The sequence below is a fragment of the Myroides sp. ZB35 genome (genome assembly GCF_001865835.1).
Taxonomy (GTDB): domain Bacteria; phylum Bacteroidota; class Bacteroidia; order Flavobacteriales; family Flavobacteriaceae; genus Flavobacterium; species Flavobacterium odoratimimum.
Genome location: NZ_CP017769.1, coordinates 2,850,760 through 2,863,195 on the forward strand (window position 1 = coordinate 2,850,760; position 12,436 = coordinate 2,863,195).

Genomic DNA, 12,436 nt, shown 5'->3' on the forward strand with positions numbered 1-12,436 from the left:
TATCCAAAGCGATTAATATCAATTAGTTACTTGCTTTGGGAGAAAACCAAATCAATGAAATTTTATGAAAGTAATAAAGTTTGGCGGGTCATCAGTGGCTAATGCCGTGAATATAAAGAGATGTATAGATATCATCAATAAGATAGAAGAGCCTGTTATCGTAGTGGTATCTGCGCTGAGTGGAGTGACTGATCTACTGCAGCTTGCGGCAGTACAAGCGGCAGCACATAATGAAGAATATATAGATCAATTTAAAGATATTAGTCATCGTCATTTAGAAGTTGTCAGAGCATTAATACCTGTGAATGATCAAGCAGGGATATTGAGCAGTGTGATTAGAGAACTGAATGAATTGGAAGTATTGTTACAAGGGTGTTTCTTATTAAGAGAGCTTTCTCCTCGTATAAAGGATTTGATTATGTCTTATGGTGAACGCCTTTCTTCTTATGTTATCGCTGAGGTGATGAAGACTCAGGGGCAAGATTGCCGTCATGGATATAGTGGTGATTTTATCAAGACAAATGACAAGTTTGGTAAAGCTGCTGTAAACTTTGAAGTAACTGATCAGTTGATTGTTGATTACTTTGAGAAACATAAATGTGCAGTAACTATCGTACCAGGATTTATAGCAGAGTCAGAAGCAAATGAAGTGACAACATTAGGACGCGGAGGATCTGACTATACTGCGGCTATTATCGCAGCTGCTCTTAACTTAAAAGAACTAGAGATCTGGACTGATGTAAGTGGTATATATACGGCTAACCCAAGAGTGGTAAAACAGGCAAAAATAGTAAAACACATCAACTTCCAAGAAGCGATGGAGCTTTCTCACTTCGGAGCGAAAGTATTGTATCCATCTGCTTTGGCGCCGATTTTACCTAAAGGAATCTCATTGATTGTCAAAAATACTTTTGAACCAGATGCAGAGGGAAGTTTAGTCAGTGCTGTAGGAAGTACAGACCCTAATCCTGTAAGAGGAATTACAAATATTGACAATCTAGCACTACTGACATTAGAAGGTCCTGGGATGGTAGGTGTAGCAGGTATTTCTAAACGACTGTTTGAAGTATTGTCTTTAGAGGATATCAATGTGATATTCATTACTCAAGCTTCTTCAGAGCACTCTATCTGTTTCGCAATTATTGCTCCAGATGCAGAAAGAGCAGAGCAAGTGATTAATAACGCTTTTGAGTTTGAAATACAAAACAAAAAAGTAAAACCAGTTCGCGTAGAATTAGGGATGTCTATTATTGCAGCAGTAGGAGATTATATCAAAGGGCATCAAGGAGTCAGTGGTAAAATGTTTAGTGCGTTAGGTCGTAACAATATTAATATCTGTGCTATCGCTCAGGGTGCATCAGAGCGTAATATCTCTGCTGTTATTCTAGAGAAAGATGTTAAGAAAGCATTGAATGTACTACATGAAGCTTTCTTTGAAGAGGTGGTGGTTCAGTTGAACTTATTTGTTATGGGAATAGGAAATGTAGGAGGGAAGTTCTTAGAGCAAATCGTACAACAACACAATTATTTAAGAGAGCATCTCAAAGTAAATGTTAGAGTGGTAGGGATAGCTAATTCTAAATTGATGTGCTTTAATGTAGAAGGCTTTGATTTGGCTGAGGTAAAAGATTTGTCTAATTGTGGAGTATCTATGACTCAAAAAGGGTTCTTAGATAAGATCAAAGAACTGAATTTGCGCAATAGTATTTTCGTAGACAATACAGCTACTGCTGATGTAGCGATGACTTATGCATCATATTTAAAGAATAGTATTGCTGTAGTGACTTGTAATAAGATAGCTTGTTCTTCTACAATGGAATATTATAAAGAGTTAAAAGGTCTATCTAAGAAATACAATGCTCCTTTCTTATACGAAACAAACGTAGGTGCAGGTCTGCCTATTATTGATACAATTAAGAATCTTGTTGCCTCAGGAGATCAAGTAAAAGAGATACAAGCAGTATTAAGTGGTAGTTTGAACTTTATTTTTAATCAGTATAACGGAGATAAACCTTTTGCAGAGATAGTAGCTTTAGCTAAGAAAGAAGGGTATACAGAGCCTCATCCCTTGATAGATTTGAGCGGTGTAGATGTGAAGAGAAAACTGATGATTCTGATGAGAGAGTGTAATTATTGGGTAGAAGAGGAAGATGTACAGGTGGATAGTTTCTTACCGATGTCTTGTATGGAGGCAAAGGATGCCGATACTTTTATAGCTGTTTTAGCCAAAGAAGAAGCTCATTTTAAAGCTCTATATGAAGGAGCAAAAGCTAAAGGAGCTTGTCTAAAAGTAGTGGCAACGCTTAAAGACGGTAAGGCTAGTGTAGGTCTGCAAGAGATAATGTCTAATCACCCATTCTATCACTTAGAAGGGAAAGATAATATCGTAATGTTCTATACAAATCGCTATCAAGAACAACCGTTATTGATAAAAGGAGCGGGTGCAGGAGCAGAAGTGACAGCATCAGGAATATTTGCAGATGTAATAAGAATAGGAAGTAAATTGTTATAAAATGAAAGAAATAAAGATATTTTGCCCAGCTACAATCGCTAATCTATCATGTGGTTTTGATGTTTTAGGGGTGTGTTTAGATAATGTAGGTGATGAAATGATTATCACTAAAACAGCAGAAAAAGGAGTACGTATCAAAGAGATTATTGGAGCTGATCTACCACTCGAAGTAGAGAAGAATGTGGCAGGCGTTGCCGCTTTAGCTTTAATAGAAAAACTACAACCTGACTTTGGTTTTGAGATTGTGATTCACAAGAATATCAAGGCAGGTAGTGGTATAGGGAGTAGTGCTGCAAGTTCGGCAGGTGCTGTTTATGGTGTCAATGCGTTATGTGGCTATCCATTATCTAATAAAGAGTTAATCTATTATGCTATGCAAGGAGAAGCTTTAGCGAGTGGGGCACCTCATGCGGATAATGTAGCTCCAGCGTTATTAGGAGGGTTTGCATTTATTCATAGTTATGAGCCGCTTAATATAGTTCATATAGATTCTCCAAAAGAGCTATACGCTACTGTGATTCACCCTCAGATAGAATTGAAAACAAAGGATGCTCGTTCGGTTTTAAAACAAACAGTTACTTTAAAACAAGCGATTAAACAATGTGGTAATCTAGGTGGTTTAATCTGTGGACTTTATACTTCAGATTACGATTTGATTGGTAATTCATTACACGATGAATTTGTAGAGCCTAAACGTTCACTATTGATACCAAACTATGCAGAGTTAAAACAAGCAGCTTGTGAGCATGGAGCATTAGGAGGAGGAATATCAGGAGCAGGGCCTTCTGTGTTTGCATTGAGCAAAGGCAAGGAGAATGCAGAGCGTGTAGCAGAAGCAATGCGTCAAGTAGTAAAGGATGCAGGGTATGAGTTTGATATTCATGTATCGCCTATTAATTCACAAGGTATAAAAGTATTGTAATGAAGTATTATAGTTTAAATAACCCTCAGCGAGTAGCCTCATTTAAAGAAGCTGCAATACAAGGTATTGCCGAGGATAAAGGATTGTATTTTCCACAAGAAATACCTCAGTTAGCTCTTTCGTTTTTTGAAGGTATTCAAGCGATGAGTAAGGAAGAGATTGCATACCAGGTTATCGCTCCTTTTGTAGGAAAAGAGATAGGAGAAGAAGAGCTAAGAACGATTGTAAGAGAAACGTTAGCATTTGATTTTCCTGTAGTGTCGATTGATCAAGATGTTTATACATTAGAGTTATTTCATGGACCTACTTTAGCCTTTAAAGATGTAGGAGCAGGATTTATGTCTAGATGTTTGAGAAGTTTTGTCAAAGGAGAGAAAGAGAAAATTACTATTCTAGTAGCTACTTCAGGAGATACAGGAGGTGCTGTAGCTCACGGATTCTATGATGTAGAGGGGATTGAGGTTGTCATCTTATATCCAAAAGGGAAAGTGAGTAGCATCCAGGAGAAGCAATTAACTGCGCTAGGTAAGAATATTAGAGCAATAGAAGTAGAAGGAAGCTTTGATGATTGTCAGGCGATGGTGAAGAGAGCATTTTTAGATGAAGAGTTGAAATCTTGTCGTTTGACATCAGCGAATTCAATTAATGTAGCTCGTTGGTTACCTCAGATGTTCTATTATTTCTTGATGTATAAAGAATTACAACATTTAAACAAACCATTGGTTGTGTCTGTACCTAGTGGAAACTTTGGTAATATATGTGCAGGGATGCTAGCTCAAAAGATGGGATTGCCTATTGCTCATTTTATTGCAGCTACTAATGCAAATGATACAATACCAAGATTCTTTTCTTCTAAAACCTATACGCCAAAACAAACAGTAGAGACAATCTCTAATGCGATGGATGTAAGTGATCCGAGCAACTTCGTGCGTATATTAGAATTGTTTGCTAAAGATGCGAAGGAGTTGAGTAAAGATCTGTCAGCCTATTCTTTTACAGATAAGGTTACATTAGCCCTAATAAAAGAACAATATGCTAAGAATGGGTATCTACTGGATCCTCATGGAGCGGTTGGTTATCTAGGAATCAAAGAATACGCTAAAGAGCATCAAAACTTTACAGGTGTATTTTTAGGAACAGCACATCCTGTTAAGTTTCCAGAGTGTATAGAGCAATTATTAGAAATAGAGATTCCTATACCTGATAGATTGGAAGAGATTATGAAAGGAGAAAAGAAAAGTACTGTTCTCACTTCTTATAAGGAGTTGAAAGAAGAACTTTTAAAATAATAGGAAGGATTGTTCTGATTGTGATTAGAACAATCCTTTTTCTTTATTTCTATTTATCTTTGTAATTCAAAACTCACAAAACAATGATTAAAGTAGTACCCTTAAAAGAAGGTGATTTTTATGAAGATGAGGTAAAGAACTTTTTACCTATAGGAGATAAGGTATTGACCACAGAAATACAATTAGCAGTACAACCTTTTTTGATCATAACAGATAATCATAAAACATTATTGGATGTAGGTTTAGGATATCAAGAAAATGGTGTTTACAAAATAGACGAATTATTGGCCAAAGAAGGATTAACTCCTTTGGATATTGATAGAGTGTTGATGTCACACTTGCACAAAGATCATATCAACGGTTTGGTTGAAGAAACAGAAGAAGGATATATAGGACGCTATCCTAATGCTCAAATATACATTCAACGTAGAGAAGTTGCTTTTGCAGAGTTGTCTATGGATGATATTTCATTTGATTATGATATACTAGAAGAGGCATTAGCTCTGCCTAATATCATATGGATGAATGATGATCAGGGAAGTATTGATGATCAGATTACTTATCAGGTGGTAGGAGGGCATACGCCATATATGCAGGTATTTTGGATTAAAGATGAAGAGCAAATCATATTTTATGGTGCAGATAATCTACCAAAGCATAGTTATTTAGAATTTAATATGGCTTTTAAGAGTGACTATGATGGCAAGTTAGCGATGAAGTGGCGTACAGAATGGAAGGTACAGGCTGAGGCAGAGCATTGGACAGTGTTGTTCTATCACGATATGGAACGAGCGGTGTATACTTGTGAGTAAACTAAAAAAAGATACGTTAATTAGTTGTATATTAGATACTATCAATCTTTAATATGAGTGTCTATGAGTAAAAGAGATTTGTTTACGGCATTAGTGAAGTTATTAGGGTTTTACTTATTTCTTACCTATTTTTTGTCTCTATTAAGTAGTTTGTACTATTTGATTACTGTAAAGGAAAATACCTTTGGTGATTTACTGTTAGATATAAGTCAACATATCTTTTTGTTGGTAGTATTTACTCTGTTAATGTTATATGGAGATAAGATAGTTAGCCTTTTCCGCTTAAGTAATGGTTATGAAACTGATAAAATAGTAGTCGATAATCTGACTGCTGTTGATATTGTTAAGGTAGGGATATTTATTATTGGAGGAATACTCATTGTGAATAATCTCCCTTATATGATTACATGGATTATACAACGATTTACTGCAGCTATCAGAAATGAAAATATGCCTACCTTTGATGAATATGGGGCTTTTAAAGCTTTTGCTAATTTAGTTTTGGGATTCTTAATGATAACCAATTTTGGTAGAATAGCTAAGTGGTTTGTCAAATGGAATAAAGAGGAATAAATTATAATAAAAACCTTCTGATCTAAAATAAGATTAGAAGGTTTTTTTATGCAACCTAAAGTGAGCATTATAACTTTAACTATTCTATTTTTTATTTAGTATATCAAAGGATGTTTTGAATTATATAATTTATAAATCTATAGTTTTTATTTTTAATTGTTCTTTATTATGCGTTTTTTATATTTAGTTTAAGCTTATTTTAAATGGTTATTTAGAATTATTCTTGTTAGTGAGATAAATAAGTCTACATTTGTCATTATTTAAAATAATTATAAATAACAAGTGAGCAGGCTTAGTAAAGTAACCTTATTGATGGCTCTAGCCAGTACCTCATTAGCTTTGGGGCAAATAAAGAAGAGTATCGTTATTACCAATAACAATAATCAGTTGGTAAAGAATGCTGTCGTAATAGTAAATAATCAACAACTGATAACAGATGGGGAGGGTAAGGTTCAGTTTGACCTAAAACCTGCATCATCTTATGTTATTCAAGTATTTGCTGAACGCTATCAAAGTGTGAATCAAACATTCGATACTGTGGATTTGATTCGCAATTCATTTGTTTTAGAAGAAGACCACACCATCTTATCAGATATTATTGTTCAAACTAAAGATGAACAGCAAAATAGTAATCGAGATATTATTAGAGCAGTCACTATAGATACTAAAAGTGAGATTCTTCGTCCTACCTCTTTAAATGATTTAATGAACAAGACTACTGGAGTGCGTATTCGACAAGGAGGAGGCTTAGGTTCAGAGGCTAATATTAATTTGAATGGTTTTCAAGGTAATGCAATACGTTTTTTTAAGGATGGTATTCCTTTAAACTATTTGGGGCAAGGGTATAATATTTCTAATGTGCCATTAGATGTGTTGGATAAAGTGGAGGTATATAAAGGAATTATCCCTGTGCACTTAGCAAGTGATGCTTTAGGAGGAGCTGTTAATTTAGTTTCTTCTTCTATACAAAGTAATCAATTAAGAGCTTCTGTAGAATACGGTTCATTTAATACAATTCGCTCAGCTGTAAGAGGGCATTATAACTTAAATGATAATTTATATGCAGGAGGAGAGGTGTTTTATAATTACTCTGATAATGATTATAAGATTAATACTCCTGATCTTGAATTAGCTCAAACTCATTCTAAGGTAAAGTTGTTTCACAATCGATATAAGCACTTCTTTGCTAATGCTTATTTAGGAGCTCATAATCTTTCTTGGGCAGATAAAATTGAACTAGGTATAAGCTATTATAATATCGATAAACAACTTCAAAATAGTCCTACTTCAATGGTTGTACCTTATGGAGGAATTGAAGATAAGCAACACAGTGTTATTCCAACATTAAGGTATAAAAAAGCCGTATTCAATGATAAATTATCTATAGATCAATTTCTATCTTACAATGTAGTGAAGTCACAAGCTATTGATACCTTAAAAGGAAGGTATAATTGGCTAGGAGAATTTACTCCACGTGGGTATAGAGGGGAAGGAGATATGCCTATGGATGCTGATATAGATATGACATTCTTTACTTCAAGAACATTGATAGGCTATGCTATTAATCCTTCACAACAAATCTGGTTAAACAATACTTACAATTATACTAAAAGAGAAGGTAAAGATCCTTATGGAAGAGTAATTCAGGATTTGAACCAGACGGTGATAGAGCTTCCTACTCGTTATAAAAAGAATGTGTTAGCTATAGGATTGACTAGTCAGTGGTGGGATAAAAAATTGGAGACAAATGCAATTGTGAAGTTGTATAATTATTCAAGTAGAGGGCTTAATACCGCTAGTAATGTCGATTTATCAGCTAGAGATATTCATGAGGTATCAGATAATGCATTTGGTTGGGCTATAGGAGCTAAATATAGGTTAACAGAACAAACAAATCTTCGCTTTTCTGTAGAAGATGCAAGAAGATTACCAGGATATACAGAGTTATTTGGTGACTATATTTTTATAGCATCAAATTTTAATTTAAAGCCAGAACAGAGTATCAATTTAAACTTAGGAATAGAGAAGGAGGTGGGTAACTTCCAATATAGTTTTAATAGTTTTTACAGACACACCAAAGATATCATTGTACTTGTGTCAGGTAATCCACCTCTCTCTGTTTTTGTCAATAAAGAAAAGGCTAATGGATATGGTTTTGAAGGAGATTTAAGTCTGAAAGTAAAAAAGAACTATAAGTTTTATGGAAACTTTACTTGGCAAAGTATCCGTTATGGAGAGTTTAAACAAGCCGCAGATAAATGGTTAAAAGGTAATAGAGTACCAAATATTCCATTCTTTTTTGCCAACATTGGAACAGAAGCTAAGTTTACTGATGTTTTCAAGAAGCAAGATCGATTAACAGCTTATGCTAATCTTAATTTCGTTCGTGAGTTTTACATCCAACCTATTGATAAGTCAATGGAGCCAAATGGATTTTTAGGATTGTTTGGAAAGAGTAAAGGAGATGTGAAAAACATTGTTCCAGATCAAACTTCTCTTACTCTAGGTACTTTATATGAACTAAATGATAAAGGAGTATCTATCGGAGTTGAGGTACGCAATTTATTAAATCAAGATTTATACGATTATTTTAAAATACAAAAAGCAGGTAGAAGTATCTACTTAAAACTTAACTACAAACTTAATTAACATGAGACTTATAAAACCATTATTATCAATGTCATTTGCTTTTGCATTAACACTAACATCATGCTCTTCTTCAGATGACAATAATCCTGTAACACCAGTAGACCCAGAAGTAAAACAGAGCCAATATTTTCTGATGACTTTATCAGAAGGAAAAGGACCTGTTAAAAACGGTTTCTTAAAAGCCTATTCTTCTTTACCAAAAGGAATGATAGACAATGCTACAGGTAATACAACAACCACAGGAGGAATGGGAGGGTATCGTCAATATGGTAATAGAGTGTATAGAATGTTTGATGACAATAATTCTCGTGCATTAGGTCAATTCATTTTTGATGATAAAGGCTTTTACACTACTAAAAGTATTGCTGTAGAACCAAAAATAGCAGGTTCAGGAAACTTTACATTAACGAATGATCATACAACAGGATATTATTTTGAAGGAGCTCAACCTACACAAATACAGATTTTTGATCCTATAGGAATGGCAAAAAAAGGAATGTTAGGTGATTATGCAGAACAGATCAATGCGTTAGAGAAAAAGTTAAATCTACAAGGAGTAAACTTTAAAGCAATAGGTCAACATTTATTAGCAATTAATGGTAATAAACTATATGCTGATATCACTTTTGGAAAGAACCAAGGGGCACAGGGAGGTATGTTTGATGGTGTATCAACTGATGTACACCTTGCTGTTATTGATTTGACTAATGGAAAATGGATAGGAGATACTCAGGTAAAGAATACAGGTAATATTGCTTTCGTTGATGAGAACCCGTTGTATTATTTTGACGAGAATAAAGATTTGTATTTCGTGTGTCAAGGTATTAAAACAGGAGGTTTAGGAGATCAATCTAAAATAGCACGTATTAAGAATGGGGCAAATGAAGTAGATCAATCATGGGAATTAGATTTCAATACGATGTTTAACAGTGTAACACCTGGTAAATTCTCAACAATCTATGTAGAGAAAGGAAAAATAGTAACGTTGGTAAATGATGTACCATTAGCAAATCCACAAATAATTAATTTGACTCCTATTTGGAAGTATGTAGTGATTGATATTAAGAGTAAGGCAGTAACACCTATTCAGATAGAGGGAGTAACATTAGTCGAAACACCAGCCGCTTCATTAGGAGTATCTAAAATAGATAATAAGAAATTTATTCGTGTGGTAAATGATACAAAATTAGGATACTATGAATTATCAGAAGATATGCTAAAAGCAACGCTTTCTATTGAGATTCAAAAAGGAGGAAAGCCTCAAGGATTGTTTAAAGTAAACAAGTTATAAAAGTAATTAATGAAAAAGTATGTGTTTATTGTTTTAATGGTAGTTATGAATTTGCAAGCACAGAACAGTTTTAAAGTTAGAGTAGAAGTCACAGTGGAAGACTTTGCTCACACAGAAGAGCCTATTTATTTGACAGGTAATTTTAATCAATGGAATCCTAAGGATGAGCGTTATCTAATGCGTAATATCTCAGGGACATCTAATCAATATTTAGTAGAAGTTGAAAATATTCCATCAGGAGTTTTAGAATATAAATTCACACGAGGTACTTGGCAGAGTTTAGAGTCATCTAAGAAAGGTAGATTGATTAATTTACACGATGTAGAAGTTAAAGAAGATATGGTATTAAAGAATACTATTTCTGCATGGAGAGACCAGTTTGAAACGTCTACAGCTCCAGATCATCTAGTGATACTGAAGAACTTCTATATCCCTGAGTTAAATAGAGTAAGAGATATTAGAATTTATTTACCTAAAGATTATGACCATAGTCAAGAATCGTATCCTGTGTGGTATATGCACGATGGACAAGATTTGTTTGACGAGGCTACTTCAGAAGGTAGACTAGGCCCAGTAGAATGGGAAGTAGATGAGACTATAGCCAAATATGGAGATCAATATATTATCGTAGGGATAGATCATGATTATCAAAAGAATCTAAGAGAAAAAGAATATTCTTTTTTTCCTACACAGAAGAACCCTGTCGTAGAAGGACAAGCTTATATTTCTTTTATAGTTAAAACATTAAAGCCTTATATAGACTCGACTTATAGAACCCTGTCAGATGTTCATCATACTGGTATCGCTGGAGGTTCTTTAGGAGGATTGATTTCTTTATATGCAGGGTTGACTTATCCAGATACATTTGGAAATATAGGCGTGTTTTCTCCTTCTATTTGGCAAGACGATCACAATCTAGATACTTATGTCAATGTCTTATCTACTAGTCAAATAGATAAAATAAGAAAACAAACCTATTTTATCTATGGAGGAGGGCGTGAGAATCGAAAGAAAGGAGATGGTAACGTGGTAAGAATGGATGAAGATATTCTCCGTTTTTTAGAAACAAATAACAAGGTATTAAACCTTAATTATGAGTTGAATATTAATCCAAAAGGAAAGCATGGTGCTTGGTATTGGCAACAAGCTTTTAATTGGATGATAGGTAGCTTATCTAAAGTAGAAAGTACTAATTTTTAATAATAACAATATGAAATACATTAAATCATTAACGTTTTTGAGTGCTACAGTATTAGCAGCAATGGGAACAACTGCTACAGCACAATCAATAGATCAAAATAAACAAGTAGGAAAAGGGTTATATGAAGTTGCTTACAATAGTGTAGACAATGGAGTATATGTTGCTTCTGTAATCGATTTTAAAACTAAAGAGGGAGTTGTTTATAAATTAAATGGCAATGACTTATCTGTAGAAAAAGAGTACAGTGTAAATGGGAATCCTGTCTTTGGTATTGCAGTAAATGAAAAGACTCAAAAGATCTATGGAACGAATACAACTACTAATGCAGTGACTGTAATCGATCTAAAAACAGGAGCTACTAAAGTAATTCCAGGAACGAATGAAAGCGGTCACAATAGAGAGATTGCTATTGATGAGAAAACAAATACTATTTATGCATCAGACACACAACAAGATGGGAAAGTGTGGATCATTGATGGAGATAAAGATGTATTAAAAGGATATATAGACAATACTGGTATTTTTACAGCAGGACTTACTTTTGATACTAAAACGAAGAAGTTATACGCTGCTAATATGGGTACAAATGAAGTAGCTATTATTGATCCAACGACTAAAAAAGTGATTAAGAAGTTTGCTTCAGGTGGAGAAAGCCCAATTAATGTTTCTATTGATGAATCAGGAAGAAGATTGTTTGTGACAAATTCTTCTACAGGGTTAACAGTATTAAATGCTGACAGTGGAGAGTTACTAAAAGTAGTAAAGTTTAAAGGAGGATCATTAGGAGTAAACTATTTACCAAAACAAGATAAAATTGTTTTAGCAAATAGAGAAAGTGGTAAAACTGTTATTGTTGATGGTAAAACCTATGAGGTAGTTACAGAATTAGAGACGGGAAGTCACCCTAATACTGTAGCAGTAAATAAAAATACAGGAGTAGCTTATGTTACAAATAAAACAAAGAGAATGCCTAAAGTAGAAGGGCAAGAGGCTGCAGTAGATACGAATGGTGATACTGTGAGTAAAGTACAATTATAAAATCAAAGCTCATCTATTATAATTAGGAAGTGGCTACTCTGTAATGGAGTAGCCATTTTTTTTAGTTAGGTATATATTAATGTTGTTTGTTATGAATATTATTTAGTTGTGTGAGATTTTATGAAAGTTGTTTGATTATGGATGATATG

At 34.1% G+C, this 12,436-nt stretch carries 9 protein-coding genes; all 9 read left to right on the forward strand.

Features of this window, described 5'->3' with window-relative positions; all coding sequences use genetic code 11:
* Positions 1-64: 64 nt before the first annotated feature.
* The 9 genes from thrA to BK054_RS12710 all read left to right on the forward strand — a co-directional run bounded on the left by thrA (position 65) and on the right by BK054_RS12710 (position 12,287).
* Positions 65-2,512 (forward strand): bifunctional aspartate kinase/homoserine dehydrogenase I, encoded by a 2,448-nt coding sequence (gene thrA, locus BK054_RS12670; RefSeq protein ID WP_058699550.1) that lies wholly within the window; start codon positions 65-67, stop codon positions 2,510-2,512.
* Between the two features lies 1 nt (position 2,513).
* Entirely contained in the window at positions 2,514-3,434 is a 921-nt protein-coding gene (locus BK054_RS12675) for a homoserine kinase (RefSeq protein ID WP_058699551.1), read from the forward strand.
* Positions 3,434-4,723, forward strand: coding sequence for a threonine synthase (gene thrC, locus BK054_RS12680; RefSeq protein WP_071307344.1), 1,290 nt, complete (start codon positions 3,434-3,436; stop codon positions 4,721-4,723). The genes BK054_RS12675 and thrC overlap by 1 nt, the downstream gene beginning before the upstream one ends.
* 83 nt (positions 4,724-4,806) lie before the next feature.
* Positions 4,807-5,535, forward strand: coding sequence for an MBL fold metallo-hydrolase (locus BK054_RS12685; protein ID WP_006259114.1), 729 nt, complete (start codon positions 4,807-4,809; stop codon positions 5,533-5,535).
* Between the two features lie 63 nt (positions 5,536-5,598).
* A complete protein-coding gene (locus tag BK054_RS12690; RefSeq protein WP_006259113.1) occupies positions 5,599-6,108 on the forward strand; it encodes a hypothetical protein in 510 nt (169 codons plus the stop codon).
* Positions 6,109-6,420: 312 nt separating this feature from the next.
* Entirely contained in the window at positions 6,421-8,757 is a 2,337-nt protein-coding gene (locus BK054_RS12695; RefSeq protein ID WP_071307345.1) for a TonB-dependent receptor domain-containing protein, read from the forward strand.
* 1 nt (position 8,758) lies between these two features.
* Positions 8,759-10,048 carry a hypothetical protein gene (locus BK054_RS12700; RefSeq protein ID WP_071307346.1) on the forward strand — a complete coding sequence of 430 codons (1,290 nt, stop codon included), beginning with the start codon at positions 8,759-8,761 and terminating at the stop codon, positions 10,046-10,048.
* Between the two features lie 9 nt (positions 10,049-10,057).
* Positions 10,058-11,248 (forward strand): alpha/beta hydrolase, encoded by a 1,191-nt coding sequence (locus tag BK054_RS12705; RefSeq protein ID WP_071307347.1) that lies wholly within the window; start codon positions 10,058-10,060, stop codon positions 11,246-11,248.
* A 10-nt stretch (positions 11,249-11,258) separates the two neighbouring features.
* Positions 11,259-12,287, forward strand: a complete 1,029-nt coding sequence (locus BK054_RS12710) for a YncE family protein (protein WP_006259109.1) — start codon at positions 11,259-11,261, stop codon at positions 12,285-12,287.
* The last annotated feature ends 149 nt before the right edge of the window (positions 12,288-12,436 follow it).